The organism is Streptomyces flavovariabilis, from assembly GCF_000725785.1.
In the GTDB taxonomy this organism is placed as follows: domain Bacteria; phylum Actinomycetota; class Actinomycetes; order Streptomycetales; family Streptomycetaceae; genus Streptomyces; species Streptomyces hawaiiensis.
Map to the genome: position 1 here is coordinate 556,361 of NZ_JNXD01000001.1, position 19,788 is coordinate 576,148.

The window sequence follows — 19,788 nt, forward strand, 5'->3', positions numbered from 1 at the left end:
CTCACCGGGCCGGTGGCCGGGTGGGCCGCCCCTCGTGTCCCCGCGCGTCGTCCGGCCGGTGGCCGGCCCCGGCCACCGCCGCACCGAGAAGGACGTATGCGGCGAGGGCCGGAACCGGTATGTGCCCGCCCGCGCGGTCGATGTCGTCGACGAAATACCCGGAGAGCATCGCCCAGACCAGCCCGCCGACGAGGACGAGCACGGTGTTGCCGGTCTCCCGCATCACCCGCATGCCGGCCCACAACAGAAACGGCATGAGCGCCCATGAAGCGGCCGTGGTGAACAGGAACTCGAACGCGCCGGCGAACATGCCGTCCCCGTCCGCGGACGCGCTGTCGCGTCCCCAGGCGTAGCCGGTGACCATCAGGGTGTGACAGGCCGCGGAGGCGACGGCGACGGTGACGGCGCCTTTGACGAGTCGTACGTACCGCATGGCGGGGAACCTCGTTCTCCGGTGAGAGCCGGTCAGTCCTGCGGCGTGAGCGCCGCGGCGGTGGCCTTCACGAAGGCTTCCGGGTTGTCCAGCATGATGTTGTGGCCGCAGTCGGGGACCGCGACGACGGACACACCGGCCGCGGTGAGGGCGTCGGTGCCCGGGAGCGGGCCGTCGGACCCGGGGAGCAGGAACGTGCGGGGGATCTTCAGGTCCAGCAGGAGTTCGCGCATCGTGGGGGTCGTACCGCGCGTGAGGTGGGAGGCGCTGCGATGCAGAGCCTCCCGGCCGGCCAGGCGCATCGTGGACCACCAGTGAGGGCCGACCCGGTCGCGGACCTCCTCCCAGCCGCCGCCCGTCACGAACTCCTCCTCGGAGTAGGCGGCGATGCCGCTGCTGCCCGGCGAACCCGGGGTCCGCGGGACCGGGTCCAGGTTCGCGTCGATCAGGACCAGACGGGAGACCAGGCGGGGGTGGCGGGCCGCCAGGACGACCGCCACCGAGCCGCCCATGCTGTGGGCGATCACTTCGGCGGCCGAGACGCCCGCCGCCGTCAGGGCGCCGGCGAGCGCGTCGGCGTGTGATTCCAGTGTGTAGTCGAAGTGCGTCGGGCGGTCGCTGATGCCGTGGCCCAGCAGGTCGATCAGCAGTGACCGATGTCCGGCGAGCAGCGGATGGACCGCGACCTGTGCGAAGTACGCCGGCGATGTGGCGCCCAGCCCGTGCACGTAGACACGTGGCGGCTCCTGCCCCGGCAGCTCGGCCCAGCGGATCCGGTCGCCCTCGGGTGTCACGGCGGCACTGCGCACGGTCTGCTCTCCTGCGGTCACGACGGTGGGAGACACGAGAGTAGCCACTGAGGTTGGATGAGCTATGGAGTTCTTCTGCTACCACCGCGACCGGCCCGGCTCCCTGCCGCTGCGGGAGGAGCTGGGGGAGGCGCACTGGGCCTATATGGACCGGTACGAGGCGGAGTTGATCGCCCGGGGGCCGACGTTCGCCGCGGACGGGGAGACCCCCACCGGGAGTGTGCACATCGTCGATCTCCCCGACACCGCCGCCGCCCGCGCGTTCGCCTTCGACGAGCCCAACCAGCAGGCCGGGGTGTACCGCGATGTACTGCTGCGACGCTGGCGGAACCAGCTGGGGCGGACCATGTGGGAGTTCCCCGGCGGGCCGAGTGGCGGGGACCGATTCCTCGTGCTCGGCTTCGGCTCGGGGACGGCCGCCGACCTCGACCTGCCGTACGACCGGGACGAGCTGATCGCCTACGGGCCGCTGCTGTCCGACGACGGTGAGGACTGGGTGGGCACGGCCGCGCTTGTGAGGGCCCCGAACGCGGAGGCGGCGCGTGCCGTGCTCACCCAGGGGCGGTACGCGGGCATCGAGGTGCACGCGTGGGAGTTCGGCGGGCGACGGTGACGAGAGCTTGCGACCTTGCTTATGATCGTCTCGTCGCAGAACGGCTGGCGTGATACCAGGGTCTGACGGGATCCGCCGACAGGGGTACGGCCAAGTAACCCTGGAGCCCGACGTGTTGTGAAGAACCAGGGCCTAGCTTCGACTGCATGATCCCCGGACACCGCAGAGCCGCCATGGCCACTCTGCTCACCCTGGCCCTGTCGGCGCCGCTCTTGAGCGCCACACCGGCCGTTTCCGTCACCGCCGCTCAGGCTGCAAGCCAAATCCCGTACAGCGGCGGGCTGGAACTACCGTCCCCCACCGGTCCGTACCCCGTCGGCCGCCGCACCCTGCACTTGGTCGACCGGCACCGTACCGACCCATGGGTACCGACGGCCGGTAACCGGGAGCTGATGGTGACGGTGTCCTACCCGGCACGCTCAGCGGGTGGATCGCCGGCGGCGTACATGACCGACGAAGAGGCGCAGCTCCTCTTGGAAGCAAGGGGACTGGGCGGCGTCGTGCCCCACGAAACGGTGGCCAGGGCGCGCACCCACGCGCATGTGGGCGCTCGTCCGGCGCCAGGGCGTTTCCCCACGGTGCTGCTCTCTCCGGGCTTCTCGATGCCGCGCACCACCCTCACCTCGATCGCCGACGATCTCGCGAGTCGCGGCTATGTCGTCGCCTCGGTGGACCACGCGTACGAATCTGTCGGCACTGCTTTCCCCGGGGGCCGGATGCTGACCTGTGTGGCCTGTGAACGGGTCGACACTTCGGAGGAGCAGGCGGCCGTCGTGCGTGGCCGGGTCATGGACATGTCCTTCGTGATCAGCGAGTTGACCGACGGCCGGCGGGCCGGGGCGCTGTCCCATGCGATCGACCCGAGCCGGATCGGAATCGGCGGGCATTCGATCGGCGGTGCGACCGCGGCGGCCACCATGGCGGCCGACCGTCGTGTGCGGGCGGGGGTCGACCTGGACGGTGACTTCTTTCTGCACCCTGCTGCGGCGGGGCTCGGCGGGCGCCCGTTTCTGATGCTCGGTGCCGAGTCCACCCACAGCCCCAGCAGCCGGACAACCGACTGGCCTGAGGCGTGGAAACACCTGAACGGCTGGAAGCGCTGGCTGACCGTGGCCGGCGCCGAACACTTCTCCTTCACAGACCTGCCGTATCTGGCCGGGCAGCTGGGCCTGTCGGACCCTGCCCTGTCGCTGTCCGGGGAACGCGGGTGGCGCATAACCCGCGACTACGTGTCAGCCTTCTTCGACCTTCACCTGCGGGGCATACCGCAGCCGCTCCTCGGTGGCCCCGAGGCCACGCACCCCGAGGTCGCGTTCCAGCGGCCGTGATCCGGCGCCAGAGCATGCCGGCACCCTCGCCGGACTCCTGCCGGCACCCTGAAATGATCTGGGCCGCACCGGTGTTGGGGATGTCATGACTCAGAGACCGGCACCTCGCCTGCTGTCCGACGCGGCCCTCTCCGACCTGCTCGGCGCGCAGCAGTTCGGCACGCTCGCCACCGTGAAGCGCAGCGGCCACCCCCACCTGACCACCATGCTGTACAGCTGGGACGCCGAGTCCCGCACGGTGCGGTTCTCGACGACGGCCGACCGCGTCAAGGTCAAGCACCTGCGCCGCGAACCGCATGCCGCGTTGCACGTGCAGGGGGCGGACGTCTGGTCGTTCGCCGTCGCGGAGGGCGACGCCGAGGTCTCCGACGTCACGAGGGTCCCCGGCGACACGGTCGGCCGGGAGCTGCTCGCGATGATCCCGGCGGGCGCCGCACCGGAGGACGAGGACGCCTTCCTCCAGCAGCTGGTCGATGAGCGGCGCGTCGTCATCCGGCTGAAGGTGGACCGGCTGTACGGGACCGCGCTCGACATCGAGGGATAGGGCTGCGGCACGATGAGCGCATGAACGGACAACGGGGAAGCACGACGGAACAATCCCTCGCGGACCTCGCCCGGCGACTGCTCGCGGTGGACACCGGCGGCTGGACGCCGGACGGGGTGAAGGCCCTGGCGGACGAGCTCGGCTGGGCCCTGGGCGGCACGGCGGACCATCCCGTCCTGGTCACCGGCCGGCCCTCGGGTGACGCCCGCCTGCGTCCCGTCGGCACCTACGAAGAGCGTTACGCCGAGGGCGAGTCGTACGTGGAGCTCGCGGTGCCGGTGACGAGCGCCGCTCCCGACGCCGCGGCGCAGGCCGCCGCCTTCCGGGCTGCCAACGAGGAACTGACCGCGGCCCTGGGCCGGCCGTCCGTCATGGGTTCGCACGGCGACATGGGCCCCTTCTACGACAGCGGGCCGTTGTGGGGCGCCCCCTTCATGCGCTGGCGCGGCAGCCCGGACACCCTGGAGCTGCGTGCCGGCACGTCGGGGCCGGAGCTGGTCCTGCAGCCCACCGGCCCGGCCGAGAACTGGTTCTGGCGCCAGGGCAGCGGCGAAGAGCATGCGATCAGCGGCTTCTTCGGCAGCAACCGCGACCCGGCCAACGCCGGCCTCGGCTTCCCCGGCGGCTGGACCGCCCGCAGTTGGCAGACCGTCACCCGGTCGCTGGGCGACTTCCTCGATGCCCTGCCCGCGGAGGCGACCGCCCTGGGCATCGGTATCGGGATGCCGTTCTACGGGCGGACCGCCGGTGGTGCGCCCCTCCTCTTCGACGTCACGTGCGGCGACCGGCTGTCGATCGGCTGCTTCGCCCCGGACGACGTCGACGCGGCCTCGCTCGGCTGGGGCACCGTCGCCGAGCACCCGGGTACGGCCTCGACCTGGCGCGACGACGATCCGGTGTGGCGCGTGGACGCGGGAGGCCCCGGCGAACCGAAGGGCCGCGCCCTCGCGGAGATGCTCGTGGCGACGGCCAGGGCGGCGGGGGTGAGCGAGCCGACCGGTCTGATCGTCGGCGGCGAGGCCGAGTACGTGGACGGCTACCACGTCAGGTACTACGGGCTGGGACTTCCGACCGGCTGACACGTCCGGCCACTCGGATCCCGGCCGGTCTCCACTGGTCCGCGCAACTGTTGCTGCGCGGACCATTGACGCGCAAGGGGTTCGATTCTACGGTCCGTTCGAACTTGCGAATGTTGTTCGAAATGTCGAGCAGCTCTCACCCCCACCGCAAGGAGAGGACCCGCATGAGCCGCAGCCCTCGTACACTCCGCAGGCGGACCACCCTGTTCGCCCTCCCCGCCGCCGCCCTTCTGGCGCTGATCCCCGGCACGGCCTCCGCGTACCCCAACCCCGGCCGGGTCACCGGTGACGTCGTCACCCACGACCCCTCGATGATCCGCACCTCGTCCGGGCAGTACCTGCTGTACGCCACCGGTGGCGGCATCGCCGGCAAGGCGTCCGGCGACCGCACCGCGTTCACGAACAGCGCCGACGCCTTCGGCAGCAGGCCGAGCTGGTGGCGGAACTACTCGTCCGTCCCGGAGGCCTGGGCCCCGGACATCTCGTACCACGGCGGCAAGTACCTGATGTACTACTCCGTTTCGAAGTTCGGCTCGAACACCTCCGCCATCGGCCTCGCCACCTCCAGCACCGGCCGGCCGGGCAGCTGGACCGACCAGGGCACCGTCTACACGTCGAACTCCGGCAGCGACTTCAACGCCATCGACCCGAACCTCTTCGTGAACGACGACGGCAAGTGGTGGCTGTCCTTCGGCAGCTGGTGGACCGGCATCAAGATGATCCAGATCAACCCGTCCACCGGGAAGCAGCTCTCCTCCAACACCACCCGGTACTCGCTCGCCTCCCGCCCCACCGGGACCAAGGCCGTCGAAGCGCCCTTCATCGTCAAGCGGGGCGGCTACTACTACCTCTTCGCCTCGTACGACACCTGCTGCGCCGGCACCAGCTCGACGTACAAGGTGAAGGTGGGGCGCGCCTCCAGCATCACCGGGCCGTACCGGGACAGGAACGGCGTCGACCTGATGAACAACGGCGGCACGCCCGTCCTGGAGTCGCACGGCAGCGTCATCGGCCCCGGCGGCCAGTCGATCCTGAAGGACGCCGACGGCGACCTGATCGTCTACCACTACTACGACGGCAACGCGAACGGCACGCCCAAGCTCGGCATCAACCTCCTGAACTGGAGCAGCGGATGGCCCGTCGCCTACTGACCCTGCTGGCGGCCCTGCTGCTCGCGCTGAGCCTCGGCCAGCCCTCCGCGAGCGCCGCCTCCTTCGCCAACCCCGTCAAGTCCGTCAAGGGCGCCGACCCCTGGATCTCGTACCACGACGGCAACTACTACCTGGTGACGACGAGTTGGACCGACGTCATCACCATCCGCAAGTCCACCACCCTCGCCGGGCTCTCCACCGCGCCCAGCGTCCAGGTGTGGAAGGGCGACGCCGCCTCCCGCTGCTGCAACATCTGGGCGCCGGAGCTGCACTTCGTCAACGGCCGCTGGTACCTCTACTACGTCGCCGGGCAGAACGTGTCCGACTACAACCCCACGCAGCGCAGCCACGTGCTGGAGAGCGCCGGGTCCGACCCCATGGGCCCCTACACCTACAAGGGGCAGCTCAACGCCGCCTGGATGCTGGACCCGAGCCTGATGAACGTGGGAGGCCGGCTGTACATGCTGGGCAGCGCGATCACGGGCGGGACACAGAACCTCGTCATCGCGCCGATGTCCAACCCCTACACCGTCAGCGGCTCCTACTCGACGATCTCGACGCCGACGCACGCCTGGGAACGGCAGGGCGGCACGGTCAACGAGGGCGCGGAGGTTCTTCAGCGCAACGGCCGGACCTTCCTGATCTACTCGGCGAGCGGCTGCTGGACGCCCGACTACAAGCTGGGGCAACTGGAGCTGACCGGTTCCGACCCGCTGTCCGCCTCGTCCTGGACCAAGAAGTCCACGCCCGTCTTCCAGCGCAGCGACGCCAACGGGGTGTATGGGCCCGGCCACAACGGCTTCTTCACCTCACCCGACGGCCGCGAGAACTGGATCGTCTACCACGCCAACGACTCCGCCTCCGAGGGCTGCGACAACGGCCGTACGACGAGGGCGCAGAAGTTCACGTGGAACTCCGACGGCACGCCCCACCTCGGCACGCCCGTCCGGCTCGGGGCGAGCCAGGCCGGACCGTCGGGGGAGCCGGCCACCGCCTCGACGGCCTACACCGTCACCAACCGCAACAGCGGCAAGTGCATGGAGGTGACCGGGGGTTCAGCTGCGGACGGGGCCAACGTCGCGCAGTACACCTGCAACGGCAACGCCGGCCAGCGCTGGCGCCTGGAGGACCTCGGCGACGACACCCACCGTCTGGTGAACGTCGCCACCGGCAAGGCCCTCGACACCGCCGACTGCTCGACGGCCGACGGCGCCGACCTGCGCCAGTGGTCCTGGCTGGACAACACCTGCCAGCGGTTCCGTTTCGTGGCCACCGACGGCGGCTGGGTCCGCATCGCCAACCAGGCCTCCGGCAAGGTGGCCGACGTGGCGAACTGCTCCACGGCGGACAGCGCGGACGTACGGCAGTGGACATGGCTGAACAACGCCTGCCAGCAATGGAAACTGACCGCGGTATAGCTCCCCAGGGGCGCGGGGAACTGCGCGAACAGCCACGACGAACCCCGCGCCGGCCCGGTCACCGAACCGCCTACGGCGAGAAGGCGTTACCCGGCCTGCCCCATCCCCGCCGCGTTGGGCCAGCTCTGCGCGGCGGGCCACCCCGTGGCCGGTGCCGGCGTCAGCCCGTTCGTGCCCCGCACCTGCGCGGCCGTCAGGCCACCACGGGCCGGGACACCGGGCGGCGTGGGCCCGGTGAACGGGGCGGCCATGGGCGACGGGGCGGCCATGGGAGCCGGAGCCGGGTACGGCGCCGGCGCCTGGGCCGCGGGGGCCAGGGGCGGCGCCGGGGCGGCCACCGGCTGGGGAGCGGGCTGCGGCACAGACTGCGGCATCTGAGGCTGGGGCATCTGCGGCTGCGGCATCTGCGCCGCAGCCGGCATCGGCATCCCACCGCCCGTACCCGCCGGTACGGCGGACGCGGCGGCGGGGAGCGGCATGCCGATGCCGGTGGCCGGAGCGGGCGCCGGGGCAGCGGCCGCCGGGGCAGGGGCGAGTCCCGGCCCACCCACACTCGCGGCCGCCGGGGCCGGGGCGAGTCCCGGCCCGCCGACCCCTGCGGCGGCAGCCGGCGCCGCGGCCATCCCCATCGCCTGCGCCGCGAGCCCCCGCATGCCCGACCCGTTCGTCTCGCTCACCAGACGGTCCACGGCCGCCGTACCCGAGCTGTAGCTGGTCCCGTTGCCCAGCTCGGGTACGGCGGCTCCCCTCCTGGACGTCCCGTAGAGCACCTGTTCCAGGCCGGACACCAGGCGACGCACGTCCACCTGGGGGCGCACCACGAGACGCAGGAAGCGACTGGACGAACCGATCTTGTTGCCGCACTCGCGGACCAGGATCCGGTGCTCGGTGAGCATCCGGTCCCGGACGACGGTGCCCTCGGCGCCCACGGGGAGGCGCACGAAGAGGAAGTTGCCCTGCGACGGGTAGACCGTCAGCCCGGGCAGGGAAGAGAGCTGGCCGGCCATGTCGAGGCGGTCGCGGCGCACCTGCGTCAGGCTCTGCGCGTACTCGGCGCCGTGCTCCTTCAGCATGAAGACGACGTGCTCGGCGAAGGAGTTGAGGTTCCACTTGGGGAGCATCGAGCGGACCCGGCCCGCGAGCGACGGGTTGGCGACGAGGTAGCCGAAGCGGATGCCGTGCAGGCCGAAGTTCTTGCCGAGGCTGCGCAGCACGATGACGTTGGGCCGCAGCATCGCCTCCTGGACGACGGACGGCTCGATCTCGGCGTCCGCGAACTCCAGGAACGACTCGTCGACGACGATCAGGTCGAGGTCGGCCATGGCGTCCATGAACTGCACGACGGCGTGCTTGTGCAGGAAACCGCCGTCGGGGTTGTTCGGGTTGCAGATCACCGCGACGCGGGTGCCGCGGGCCCGGATGAACTCGGCGTACTGCGCGAGGTCGAGGGCGAAGCCGCTGGACTCCTGGAGCGGGAACATGTCGACCCGCTTGCCGGTCTCCATGGGCTGGTCGGTCCAGCGGCCGAAGGTGGGGACGGGGACGGCGAGGGACTCGCGGACCAGCAGGTGGTCGATCCAGGTGATGAGCTCGGTCGAGCCGTTGCCCATGGCCACGCACTGCGGGGGCAGCTGGAGCAGGCTGCACAGCTCGGCCGTGATCGTGTCGGCGCCGGACGGGTAGTACGTGATGATGTCGCGCAGTCGGCCCGCCATGTCCTCGAACATGGCCGGGGTCGGGAAGTACGGGTTGCAGGGGATACAGAAGTCCACGGGGCCGGCTCCCTCGCCGCCCTCGCGTGTCAGAGCCGCCATCGACGGGCTGTGTGCCGCGGTACTGCGGAACAGCGACGTGACGTTGTCGGCCATGGAACCTCCGTATGAGGCGGGCCCGTTGGGGACGGCCGGACCCGACGTTCAAGGGCGGCCCGCGCGGGGGAGCGCGGGCCGCCCATTCATACGGAGGCCACAGGGGCGCTGTTCAACCGTCGGGAAAACGGTCAGAACTTGTGCCCACTCTGTGAAGACCTGTCAGTGGCCTCAGCAGTCGAACGTGTGGATCGTCGTCGTCCGGTACGTCTGCCCCGGCCGCAGCACCGTCGACGGGAACTTCGGCTTGTTCGGCGAGTCCGGGAAGTGCTGCGTCTCCAGGCACAGCGCGTCGCCCTGCCGGTAGGTGCGGCCGGACGGGCCGGTCAGCGTGCCGTCGAGGAAGTTGCCGGAGTAGAACTGCAGGCCCGGCTCGTTCGTGGCGATCTTCATCGACCGGCCGGAGGCCGGGTCGCGCAGGGTCGCGACGTGCTCGGGCCGGGCGGTGATGCCCTTGTCGAGGACCCAGTTGTGGTCGAAGCCCTTGGCGGTCACCAGCTGCGGGTGCGAGGTGCGGATGTCCCGGCCGATCGGCTTGGCCCGGCTGAAGTCGAAGGGCGTGCCCGCGACCTTGGCGAGCTCGCCCGTGGGGATCAGGCCCGCGTCGGTGGGCGTGTAGCGGGAGGCGGCGATGTGGAGCTCGTGGTCCTCGATCGTGCCGCTGCCCTCACCGGCGAGGTTCCAGTAGACGTGGCTGGTGAGGTTGACGACGGTGGCCTTGTCCGTGGTGGCCTCGTAGTCGATGCGCCAGTCGCCGTGCCGGGTGAGCGTGTACGTCACCTTGGTCTTGAGCGTGCCCGGGTAGCCCATCTCCCCGTCGACGCTCGTGTAGTACAGGTGCAGACCGACGTCGGAGCCCTTGGTGAACGGCTCGACGTCCCACACGCGCTTGTCGAAGCCCTGGGTGCCGCCGTGCAGGCTCTGCTCGCCGTCGTTCACGGACAGCTGGTAGTTCTTGCCGTCGAGGGTGAACTTGCCCTTGCCGATGCGGTTGCCGTACCGGCCGATCAGTGCGCCGAAGTACGGGGTCTTCGCGACGTAGTCCTCGATGTTGTCGAAGCCCGCGGAGACGTTGGCGTACCGGCCGCGACGGTCGGGGATCTCCAGGGACTGGACCACACCGCCCCAGGAGAGGACCTTCAGGCGGGTGCCGCCGTTCTCCAGTGACCAGCTGTAGATCTTGGTGCCGTCGGCCAACTTGCCGAAGAGCGTCTTCACCGGCTTCCTGCCTCCCGTGGCGTGCGCCGTGCCGCCGAGCGTGGTGGCGGCTATCCCCGCCGCCGCTGCTCCCGCGATGACCGTGCGTCTGTTCAGTTCCATGTGCGGCTCCGCTTCATTGGGAAACTGCGTGGGAAAGAACCGGGGCCCCGCCTTCCGGCGGGGCCCCGATCTGACTTACGAACCGACCTTGCGCTTGTTCCACACGTCGAACCCGACCGCCGCCAGCAGCACCAGGCCCTTGATGACCTGCTGCCAGTCGGTGCCGATGCCGACGAGGTTCATACCGTTGTTCAGCACGCCCAGGACCAGGCCACCGATGATCGCGCCGAGCACGGTGCCGACACCGCCGCTCATCGACGCACCGCCGATGAACGCGGCCGCGATGGCCTCCAGTTCGAAGTTGAGGCCGGCCTTGGGAGAGGCCGCGTTGAAGCGGGCGGCGAAGACCAGACCCGCCAGGGCCGCGAGCATGCCCATGTTCAGGAAGACCAGGAAGGTGACCTTCTTGTCCTTCACACCCGACAGCTTGGCCGCCGGGAGGTTGCCGCCGATGGCGTAGATGTGGCGGCCGATGATCGCGTTGCGCATCACGTAGCCGAAGCCGACGAGCAGCACGCCCAGGATGAGCAGCACGATCGGGGCGCCCTTGTAGCTGGCCAGCAGCATGGTGAGCGTCAGCACGGCGGCGCCGATCGCGACCAGCTTCAGCAGGAACAGCTTGGTGGGCGGGACGTCCAGGTTGAACTCCTGCTGCCGCTTGCGGTCACGGACCTCCTGGAAGATCACGAAGGCGATCATCGCGAAGCCCAGCAGCAGCGTCAGGTTGTGGTAGTTCGTGTTCGGGCCGACCTCGGGCAGGAACCCGTTGGCGACCTTCTGCAGCCCGTCCGGGAACGGGCCGAGGGTCTGGCCCTCCAGGAAGATCTCGGTCAGACCGCGGAAGATCAGCATGCCCGCCAGGGTCACGATGAACGACGGTATGCCGCCGTACGCGATGAAGAACCCTTGTACGGCACCCGCGACCGCGCCCACGGCCAGGCACAGCACCACGGCGACGGGCCACGGCAGGTCCTGTTTGACCATGAACACGGCGGCCATCGACCCGACGAACGCCGTCAGTGATCCGACCGACAGGTCGATGTGGCCGGCGATGATGACCAGCATCATGCCGATCGCGAGGATCAGGATGTAGCTGTTCTGCAGCACCAGGTTGGAGACGTTGCGCGGCAGCAGCAGGTCACCGTCGGTCCAGACGGCGAACAGGACCACGATCAGGCCCAGCGCGATCAGCATGCCGTACTGCCGCATGTTGCGGCGCATGCCGTCGATCACCAGCTGTAGCAGGCTGTCGCCCGCGGCCCCTCCGCTCTTGCCCGGCGGCGCGGGGGCCGGGCTCTTGGCGGTCACGTCCGTGCTCATCGGGTTACCTCTTTGTCCTTCGTCATCTGACGCATCAGCGATTCCTGGGAGGCCTCGGCCCGCGAGAACTCACCCGTCAGCCGCCCCGCGGCCATCGTGTAGATGCGGTCGCACATGCCGAGCAGCTCGGGCAGCTCGGAGGAGATGAAGACGACCGCCTTCCCCTCGGCGGCCAGCTGGTCGATGACCGTGTAGATCTCGTACTTGGCACCGACGTCGATTCCGCGCGTCGGCTCGTCCAGGATCAGCACGTCCGGACCCGAGAAGATCCACTTGCTGAGGACGACCTTCTGCTGGTTGCCGCCGGACAGCTTGCCCACCGGCTCGAAGACGGTCGGCGCCTTGATGTTCATGGACTTGCGGAAGCCCTCGGCGACCTGCCGCTCCTCGTGCTCGTCGACCACACCGCGCTTGGCGACCTTGCCCAGGGCGCTCAGCGAGATGTTCCGGTTGATGGTGTCGATGAGGTTGAGGCCGTAGTGCTTGCGGTCCTCGGTGACGTACGCGATGCCGTGCTTGACCGCCTCGGGGACGGACTTCGTACGGATCTCCTTGCCGTCCTTGAGGACGGTGCCGCCCGCGTACCGGCCGTAGGTGCGCCCGAAGACGCTCATCGCGAGTTCGGTGCGCCCGGCGCCCATCAGGCCCGCGATGCCGACGATCTCCCCGCGCCGCACGTGGAGCGACACGTCGTCGCACACCTTGCGCTGCTGGTCGATCGGGTGGTGCACGGTCCAGCCCCGGATCTCCAGGGCCGGGGCCGCGCCCTCTTCGGGCTCGTGCGGCGACCGCTCCGGGAAGCGGTTCTCCAGGTCGCGGCCGACCATGCCGCTGATGATCCGGTCCTCGGTGGTCTCCGGCGCCTTCACGTCGAGGGTCTCGATGGTCTGGCCGTCGCGGAGGATCGTCACCGAGTCGGCGACCTTGCGGATCTCGTTGAGCTTGTGGGAAATGATGATCGAGGTGATGCCCTGCTTCTTCAACTCCAGGATGAGGTCCAGGAGTTTGCCGCTGTCCTCGTCGTTCAGCGCGGCGGTCGGCTCATCCAGGATGAGCAGCTTCACCTTCTTCGACAGGGCCTTCGCGATCTCCACCAGCTGCTGCTTGCCCACCCCGATGTCGGCGACGCGGGTGTCGGGGTGGTCGGACAGGCTGACCCGGCGCAGCAGCTCGGTGGCGTGCCGCAGGGTCTCGGTCCAGTTGATGATCCCCCGGGTGGCGTGCTCGTTGCCGAGGAAGATGTTCTCCGCGAGGGAGAGGTAGGGCACCAGCGCCAGTTCCTGGTGGATGATCACGATGCCGCGCTCTTCGCTGGCCCGGATGTCCTTGAACTGGCAGACCTCACCCTCGAAGAGGATGTCGCCCTCGTACGTGCCGTGCGGGTGGACGCCGGAGAGGACCTTCATCAAGGTCGACTTGCCGGCGCCGTTCTCCCCGCAGATGGCGTGGACCTCGCCCTGCCGGACGGTCAGCGTGACGTCCGACAGCGCCTTGACGCCGGGAAAGGTCTTGACGATCGAGCGCATTTCCAGGACGGGTCCCGCCATGGTCGTGCCTTCCAATCAGTGGTGAATCGTCGGTCGGTGGCGGGGACTACTTGACGTCGCTCTCCTTGAGGTAGCCGGAGTCGATGAGCTCCTTCTGGTAGTTCGCCTTGTCGACGGCGACCGGCTCCAGCAGGTAGGCCGGGACGACCTTCGCGCCGTTGTCGTAGGTCTTGGTGTCGTTGACCTCGGGATTCTTCTTGTTGAGCAGCGCGTCGACCATGTTCGAGGACACCTTGGCGAGCTTTCGGAGGTCCTTGTAGACAGTCATCGACTGCTGGTCGGCGATGATCGACTTCACCGAGGCGACCTCGGCGTCCTGGCCCGTCACGACCGGCAGCGGCTTGGCCTTGGAGCCGTAGTCGTCCGACTTCAGCGCCGACAGGATGCCGATGGAGATGCCGTCGTACGGGGAGAGGACCGCGTCGACGCGCTCGCTCTTGTAGGCCGAGGTCAGGATGTCGTCCATGCGCTTCTGGGCGGTGCCGCCGTCCCAGCGCAGGGTGGTGACCTGGTTGAGCTTGGTCTGGCCGGACCGGACGACGAGCTGCTTCTTGTCGATGTACGGCTGCAGGACCTTCATCGCGCCGCCGAAGAAGTAGCGCGTGTTGTTGTCGTCGTTCGAGCCGGCGAAGAGCTCGATGTTGAACGGGCCCTTCTTGCTGCCGTCCTTCAGGCCGAGCTTCTCGACGATGTAGGTGCCCTGGAGCTCGCCGACCTTCTCGTTGTCGAACGACGCGTAGTAGTCGACGTTCTTCGTGCCGAGCATCAGGCGGTCGTAGGAGATGACCGGGATGTTCGCGTCCTTGGCCTGCTGGAGCACGTTGTTCATCGACTTGTTGTCGATGGCGGCGATGATCAGCGCCTTGACGCCCTGCGTGATCAGGTTCTCGACCTGTGAGACCTGCTGGTCCGGGTCGTCCTCGCCGTAGACCAGCTTGGTCTTGTAGCCCTTGGACTCCAGTTCCGTGACGACGTTCTTGCCGTCGGCGATCCAGCGCTCGGAGGACTTGGTCGGCATCGCGATGCCGATGGTGGCGCCCTTGGCGCTGTCCCCGCTCTCCTCGCTGCCACCCTCGCTGTTCTGCCCGCAGGCGGACAGGGTGAGGGCGAGGGACGCGGCGCCGGCTATGGCGGCGAGAGCGGCTCTGCGGTTACGCATGATGATCATCCTTGATCTTTGGCAGGGCTCGGTCTGAGGCGGGAAGTCGCTCCGGGTGGTCGTGCCGGAAAGACCGAGAAGAGATGTGTCGGATTGTGGTCGGCTGTGTCTTCTTCTGTGAAGCCGAGTTTCCGGAACGTTATGCCGAAATTTCGAACCGTTGCAGATCGCCGGGCATCCGGGACCCGAGCGGCGCCATGTCGCCGTCCGCGCCGTGGCGGGCCAGCAGGTCCAGTGCGAGTCGGCCGCGACGCACCCGCTCCTTGGCGGTGGCCAGCGTCAACTCCCGCATGTGGTGCCCGTACGGGTAGATCCCGGGGGCCTTGGACAGGCCGAACTTCAGGTACAACGGGGCCCCGCGTCTGATGAGTTCGGCCACCTCGTACATCCGGACGTAGCCGCCGAGGTCGTCGGGGGCCTCGATGTACATGTCCATCGGAGCGCCCGACACCCGCCGTATCTCGGTGAGGTGATCGAGCGTCAGGTCGCTCGGCACGTTGACCGAGTCGGCGCCCAGGCGCTCGTAGACCGCGTACGCGGCCGGGTTGACGGGGCCGATGAGCGCGGAGACCTTGAGCGTCGTGTCGGCCGGGATGATCCCGGCGGCCCGGGCCCGGTGCAGCGTCCACAGCACGCCCTCGTCGGCGACGAGCAGGCACTTGACACCCAACTCCGTGGCTCTGACGGCGTCTTCGACGCAGCCGGCGACGGCGTCGTGGCCGCGGGCGCGCAGCCCGCCCCCGCGCGAGTCGGTGCGCGTGGACCCGCCGATGTCCCAGGTGCCGCGTGGGCCGGTGAACAGGCAGAGCTCGATGTCGCGCTCGGCCGTCGACTCGACCATCTCGGTGATCTCGGCGTCGGTCAGCATCCACACGCCGCTGCCCTGACTGATCCGGTGGATCGGCACGTCCAGCCGAGAGGCCTCCTTCAGCACCACCGCCAGTGCCTCGGGACCCTCGCAGGAGGGGATCTCGGTGCGCCAGCGGCCGCCGCCCGGGAAGGAGTGCGGCGAGGCGTCGGCGGGGTCGGGGGCGGGCGCACTCAGGCCCAGGGCGGTGAGCGCCTGCTCACCGGGCCTGCGGGCTGCGGTGACGGAAGCGTCGGTCACAGGAATGTCCTTCGGTTCGATATTTCGGACGAGGTTCGCGGCTGTGGGTACGGCGAGGCTCGGGGTGCGGCAAGGCTGGGTGTACGCCGGTACGGGAGCCGTCAGGTTGCCCCCGTACCGGCGTACGTCTAGGGGCGGAGCAGGACCTTGCCCACCTTGGGGTCACCGGCCCCGACCAGCTCGATGGCCTGCGAGAACTCGGTGAGCGGCAGCTCGTGCGTCACCAGCGGCAGCGGGTCGAGCAGACCGGCGGCGAACACCCGCACCGTGTGCGCCCAGGCGTCCGGCGGGGCACCGAACACGGTGTGCACCTCCAGCTGCCGTACGACGAGGTCGGTCGGGTCGAGACCGTCGGCGTCCGGTGCCGGGATGCCGGTCAGGACCAGCCGGCCGCCCCGCCTGAGCAGGCCGGCCGAGATCCGTGCCGCGTCCGCGGACCCGGCCGTCTCGATCACCACGTCGAAGTCGTCCGGGAGTGGCTGGTCCTTCGTCCGGAAGTCCGTCGCGCCGTAACTCCGCGACAGCGCCTCGCGGTCCCGGCGGGTGCCGACGACCAGCAGTTCGGACGGCGAGTTCGCCTTAAGGAACTGCACGGCGAACATGCCGAGGGTGCCGGTGCCGACCACGGCGACGCGCTCGCCGGGCTGCGCGTTGCCCTTCAGTGCGGCGGCCGCGATGCACGCGGCGGGCTCCAGGAGGGCCGCGGCCGTCAGGTCGCAGTCGTCCGGGAGGGCGTGCAGGAGCCGGGCCGGGAGGGTCAGCGTGGCCGCCATCGCGCCCGGCTGGGTGAACCCGGTCTCCTCGTACCCGGCCGTGCACAGGGTCGTGTCGCCGGCGTGGCAGCGGTCGCAGACCTGACAGTTTCGAAAGCCCTCACCGACGACCTTGCGGCCGACGAGGGACTCCGGGACACCGGCGCCCACGGCCTCCACCGTCCCGGACCACTCGTGGCCCGGCGTGAGCGGGTAGCGCACATAGCCCTCGGGGCGGTTGCCCTGATAGACCTCGCGGTCACTGCCGCAGATCCCCGAGGCGTGGACCCGCACCAGGGCCTCACCCGGCTCGGGCCGCCGGGGCTCGTGCGGGACGAGACGGTGCTCGCCCGGGGCGTCGATGACGACAGCGGTGCTCACTGCGCACCCTTCGGCTTGCGCTGTTCCCAGCCTTCCGCCCAGAGGTCGAAGCGTGCCTGCTGCTGGGGGAACTCGGCGGCGGCGTCGACGTCCAGCTCCACACCGAGGCCGGGGGCGTCGGAGAGGTGGAAGCAGCCGTCCTCCGGGTTCACCTGCGGGGCGCCCTTGACGACCTTCTTGATCTCCGCGTCCGCGAAGTCGTTGAAGTGCTCCAGGATCTTGAAGTTCGGGGAGGTGAAGCCGACCTGGAGCGACGCGGCGGTCAGGACCGAGCCGCCCACGTTGTGCGGAGCCACCAGCATGTAGTGGGTCTCGGCGGTCGCCGCGAGCTTCCTGGTCTCCCAGATTCCGCCGATGTGGCCGACGTCCGGCTGGATGATGTCGACGGCCTGGCTCTCGAACAGCTCCCGGAACTCGATCCGGTCGTGGATGCGCTCACCGGTGGCGACCGGCATGTCGACCTTTGCGGCGACCTTCTCCAGCGCCTTCAGGTTCTCCGGCGGGACCGGCTCCTCCAGCCACGCCGGCTTGAACGGCGCCAGCTCCTTGGCCAGGCGCACGGCCGTGGCGGGGGAGAAGCGGCCGTGCATCTCCAGCATCAGCTCGGCCTCGGGGCCGATGGCGTCGCGGACGGCCTCGATCAGGGAGACGGCGTACAGGGTCTGCTGGTGGTCCAGCTCGAAGTGGCCGGTGCCGAAGGGGTCGATCTTGAGCGCCCGGTAGCCGCGCTCCATCACGCCCTGGGCGGCCTTGTGGTAGGCCTCCGGGGTCCGCTCGGTGGTGTACCAGCCGTTGGCGTACGCCTTGACCTTGTCGGTGACCTTGCCGCCCAGCAGCTGCCAGACGGGGACCCCCAGGGCCTTGCCCTTGATGTCCCAGCACGCCATCTCGATCACGGCGATGCCGGACATGACGATCTCGCCCGCACGGCCGTAGTCGCCGTACTTCATGCGCTTGACGAGATCCTCGACAGCGAAGGGGTCGGAGCCGAGAATGTGGTTGGCCTCGGCCTCCCTCAGGTAACCGAGAAGGGCGTCGGTGTGTCCCAGCATCCGGGTCTCGCCGACTCCGGTGATTCCCTCGTCGGTGTGCACCTGGACGTACGTCAGGTTGCGCCACGGCGTCCCGACCACGTGTGTGCTGATTCCGGTGATGCGCACGGCGGTTGTCCCTCGCAGCTTCGTCGGTTCAGTTCCGTCAGTTTGTTCCGTCAGCATCCCGCTCGTGGTCCGGCGACTCGGTCTGTTCGAGATTTCGGCACACGTTCGAAATGCTGGCGTGACAGTAAGGATCGGGCGGCTGGAGTGTCAATGGGTCGCGCGCATAACGGTTTCGACAGTTTCGAAACCATGGGTGAGCCGTGTCCCTACAGAACCTTCACAGCTGGATCTAGGAACGTGACCAGCGCGGAACTTAATCTTCCCGCGTCATGGACTACTGCGACCCGTGCCGACGGCACCTCAACGGCGCCCTTGCCTGCCCGGGGTGCGGCACCTCGGCCGAAACGCTGCGGCGGCGCGAGCCGGGGTACGGCGGCTACGACGTCACCGCGTCCGAGAGCGTCGGCGACACGCCGGAGGGGTCGACGGGGTCGGACACCGCGTACGACGACGGCGACGACGACGATGAGCACCTGGGACGGGCCGCGCGCCGCCGGAGCCGCGGGCACGGCCCGGCCGTCGACGGCCCGGGCGGGTCGAGCCGGCGGGACCGCAAGGCCGCCGCACACCGCCGGCGCCGACGCCGGACCCTGTTCGTGGCGGCCGGGTTCGTGCTGGCCGCGGGCGGCCTGAGCCTCGCGGAGCTCGGCATGGACGCCCCCAGCTCGACGCCGAAACCGGCCGCGGCCGGGGGCGAGTCGCCGGACGGGGACGCCTCGGCGGAGGCGGGGGAGCCGGGCAGCGGCTCGGGCGGAAAGGGGCCCGGGGCTGAAGGTCCGTCAGGCTCCGCCTCACCGGAGGCATCTGACACGCCGTCGGCTTCCGTATCCCCGGAGGGCGAGAAGTCGGAGTCCCCGAAGGGTGACGAACCGGTGAAGGACCCCGAGTCGGCCACGGCGGGAGGCGCCCCCAGCCGCCCGGCATCCGCTCCCACGGCCGCCCCGCCGGCCCCGGCCCCGACGCCGACATCGGACCCGACCACCCCGGAACCGGAACCGGAACCGTCTCAGACGTGCGACCGGTTTCTGTGGTGGTGCACGTAAGGCCTGTCGGTCATCCTCGGCAGCGCGCGGGGAACGGAATCGCCCCTTCCTGCCCCTGCACATCGGGCCGCAGACGCCGCGCCGGCGAGGGCCCAGGGCCGCCTTGGACCCTCATCGGGGAGGACGGCATCGGCCACGTGCCGCAGGACCCCGAACAGGCGGCCCGGCGGTACGCGCACGTGTGCAGTGCCCTGTACTCGGTCCTGGGGCACAGGATCCGCTGACGGCGGCGGCCCGGCCTCAGCCCAGCATCCGCCGCAGCGTGTCCCGCAACGCCACCCGCTCCCCCTCGGAGAGCCCGGCCAGGGGCTCCCGGGCGAACCTCAGCGACTCCCGCAGGCTCCGGGCCACCCGCCGCCCCTCCGCGGTCGCCGCCGCCACCTTCACCCGGCGGTCGGCGGGATCCGGCTGCCGCTCGACCAGCCCCCGCGCCTCGAGCCGGTCCACGATCCCCGTCACGTTGGACGGCTCGCACTTCAGCTGCCGGGCCAGCCTCCGCATCGGCAGCGGTTCGAGACACAGCAGGCTGAGCAGCCTCGCCTGCGCGCCGGTCAGGGCATGCTCCGCCGCCGCCGACTCGTAGTCCTCGTGGAACCGCACGACGACCTCCCCGATCAGCTCGACGACCTCGACGGTCAGCGGATCCGGGCGGTTGGTGATGACTTGGGGCGTCGACGTGGTGGAGGCCATGCCATCGAGGGTACCCGGTTATTTGACAACCTGAAATTTTCAGGAGCATGGTTGTTTCAGGTACT

The 19,788-nt window shown here is 69.7% G+C and carries 18 protein-coding genes; 7 read left to right on the forward strand and 11 right to left on the reverse strand.

Going from position 1 to position 19,788, the window contains the following annotated elements:
• Position 1: 1 nt before the first annotated feature.
• Together IO24_RS0102430 and IO24_RS0102435 are read right to left on the reverse strand one after the other, a co-directional pair.
• Positions 2 to 433: a hypothetical protein gene (locus IO24_RS0102430; protein ID WP_063768057.1), complete on the reverse strand. Its 432-nt coding sequence runs from the start codon at positions 431 to 433 to the stop codon at positions 2 to 4.
• A gap of 32 nt (positions 434 to 465) precedes the next feature.
• Positions 466 to 1,242 carry an alpha/beta fold hydrolase gene (locus tag IO24_RS0102435; protein WP_031131238.1) on the reverse strand — a complete coding sequence of 259 codons (777 nt, stop codon included), beginning with the start codon at positions 1,240 to 1,242 and terminating at the stop codon, positions 466 to 468.
• A gap of 64 nt (positions 1,243 to 1,306) precedes the next feature.
• On the opposite strand from IO24_RS0102435, the gene IO24_RS0102440 reads away from it, so the two are divergent.
• The 6 genes from IO24_RS0102440 to IO24_RS0102465 all read left to right on the forward strand — a co-directional run bounded on the left by IO24_RS0102440 (position 1,307) and on the right by IO24_RS0102465 (position 7,375).
• The gene (locus IO24_RS0102440; protein WP_031131240.1) at positions 1,307 to 1,855 is read left to right on the forward strand and encodes a YciI family protein; all 549 of its coding nucleotides are present in this window, start codon (positions 1,307 to 1,309) and stop codon (positions 1,853 to 1,855) included.
• Positions 1,856 to 2,001: 146 nt separating this feature from the next.
• Positions 2,002 to 3,183: an alpha/beta hydrolase family protein gene (locus tag IO24_RS0102445; protein ID WP_031131243.1), complete on the forward strand. Its 1,182-nt coding sequence runs from the start codon at positions 2,002 to 2,004 to the stop codon at positions 3,181 to 3,183.
• An 85-nt stretch (positions 3,184 to 3,268) separates the two neighbouring features.
• Positions 3,269 to 3,727 carry a TIGR03618 family F420-dependent PPOX class oxidoreductase gene (locus IO24_RS0102450; protein ID WP_031131244.1) on the forward strand — a complete coding sequence of 153 codons (459 nt, stop codon included), beginning with the start codon at positions 3,269 to 3,271 and terminating at the stop codon, positions 3,725 to 3,727.
• Between the two features lie 20 nt (positions 3,728 to 3,747).
• The gene (locus IO24_RS0102455; RefSeq protein ID WP_031131245.1) at positions 3,748 to 4,806 is read left to right on the forward strand and encodes a hypothetical protein; all 1,059 of its coding nucleotides are present in this window, start codon (positions 3,748 to 3,750) and stop codon (positions 4,804 to 4,806) included.
• 164 nt (positions 4,807 to 4,970) lie between these two features.
• The gene (locus IO24_RS0102460) at positions 4,971 to 5,957 is read left to right on the forward strand and encodes an arabinan endo-1,5-alpha-L-arabinosidase (protein WP_031131247.1); all 987 of its coding nucleotides are present in this window, start codon (positions 4,971 to 4,973) and stop codon (positions 5,955 to 5,957) included.
• A complete protein-coding gene (locus IO24_RS0102465; RefSeq protein ID WP_031131249.1) occupies positions 5,939 to 7,375 on the forward strand; it encodes a family 43 glycosylhydrolase in 1,437 nt (478 codons plus the stop codon). The genes IO24_RS0102460 and IO24_RS0102465 overlap by 19 nt, the downstream gene beginning before the upstream one ends.
• Before the next feature lie 86 nt (positions 7,376 to 7,461).
• Here IO24_RS0102465 and IO24_RS0102470 read toward each other — a convergent pair whose 3' ends face one another.
• The 8 genes from IO24_RS0102470 to IO24_RS0102505 all read right to left on the reverse strand — a co-directional run bounded on the left by IO24_RS0102470 (position 7,462) and on the right by IO24_RS0102505 (position 17,990).
• Positions 7,462 to 9,243, reverse strand: coding sequence for a pyridoxal phosphate-dependent aminotransferase (locus IO24_RS0102470; RefSeq protein WP_031131250.1), 1,782 nt, complete (start codon positions 9,241 to 9,243; stop codon positions 7,462 to 7,464).
• A 171-nt stretch (positions 9,244 to 9,414) separates the two neighbouring features.
• Positions 9,415 to 10,563 carry an aldose epimerase family protein gene (locus IO24_RS0102475; RefSeq protein ID WP_031131251.1) on the reverse strand — a complete coding sequence of 383 codons (1,149 nt, stop codon included), beginning with the start codon at positions 10,561 to 10,563 and terminating at the stop codon, positions 9,415 to 9,417.
• 75 nt (positions 10,564 to 10,638) lie between these two features.
• Complete coding sequence (gene mmsB, locus IO24_RS0102480) at positions 10,639 to 11,883, reverse strand: multiple monosaccharide ABC transporter permease (RefSeq protein WP_031131252.1); 1,245 nt, start codon at positions 11,881 to 11,883, stop codon at positions 10,639 to 10,641.
• Positions 11,880 to 13,430 carry a multiple monosaccharide ABC transporter ATP-binding protein gene (mmsA, locus tag IO24_RS0102485; protein WP_031131254.1) on the reverse strand — a complete coding sequence of 517 codons (1,551 nt, stop codon included), beginning with the start codon at positions 13,428 to 13,430 and terminating at the stop codon, positions 11,880 to 11,882. Before mmsA ends, mmsB begins: the two co-directional genes overlap by 4 nt.
• Positions 13,431 to 13,476: 46 nt before the next feature.
• Positions 13,477 to 14,589: a multiple monosaccharide ABC transporter substrate-binding protein gene (gene chvE / locus IO24_RS0102490; protein WP_420823195.1), complete on the reverse strand. Its 1,113-nt coding sequence runs from the start codon at positions 14,587 to 14,589 to the stop codon at positions 13,477 to 13,479.
• Positions 14,590 to 14,728: 139 nt separating this feature from the next.
• The gene (locus IO24_RS0102495; RefSeq protein ID WP_031131258.1) at positions 14,729 to 15,697 is read right to left on the reverse strand and encodes a hypothetical protein; all 969 of its coding nucleotides are present in this window, start codon (positions 15,695 to 15,697) and stop codon (positions 14,729 to 14,731) included.
• Positions 15,698 to 15,825: 128 nt separating this feature from the next.
• Positions 15,826 to 16,830, reverse strand: coding sequence for a zinc-dependent alcohol dehydrogenase (locus IO24_RS0102500; protein ID WP_031131260.1), 1,005 nt, complete (start codon positions 16,828 to 16,830; stop codon positions 15,826 to 15,828).
• Positions 16,827 to 17,990: a mandelate racemase/muconate lactonizing enzyme family protein gene (locus IO24_RS0102505; protein ID WP_031108125.1), complete on the reverse strand. Its 1,164-nt coding sequence runs from the start codon at positions 17,988 to 17,990 to the stop codon at positions 16,827 to 16,829. The genes IO24_RS0102500 and IO24_RS0102505 overlap by 4 nt, the downstream gene beginning before the upstream one ends.
• Before the next feature lie 269 nt (positions 17,991 to 18,259).
• Between IO24_RS0102505 and IO24_RS45535 the strand changes: the two genes are divergently transcribed.
• On the forward strand, positions 18,260 to 19,033 hold the full coding sequence (locus IO24_RS45535) for an SCO2400 family protein (RefSeq protein ID WP_031131265.1): 774 nt from the start codon (positions 18,260 to 18,262) through the stop codon (positions 19,031 to 19,033).
• 240 nt (positions 19,034 to 19,273) lie between these two features.
• On the opposite strand, the gene IO24_RS0102515 is transcribed toward IO24_RS45535, so the two are convergent.
• A complete protein-coding gene (locus IO24_RS0102515; RefSeq protein WP_031131268.1) occupies positions 19,274 to 19,723 on the reverse strand; it encodes a MarR family winged helix-turn-helix transcriptional regulator in 450 nt (149 codons plus the stop codon).
• Positions 19,724 to 19,788 lie beyond the last annotated feature (65 nt).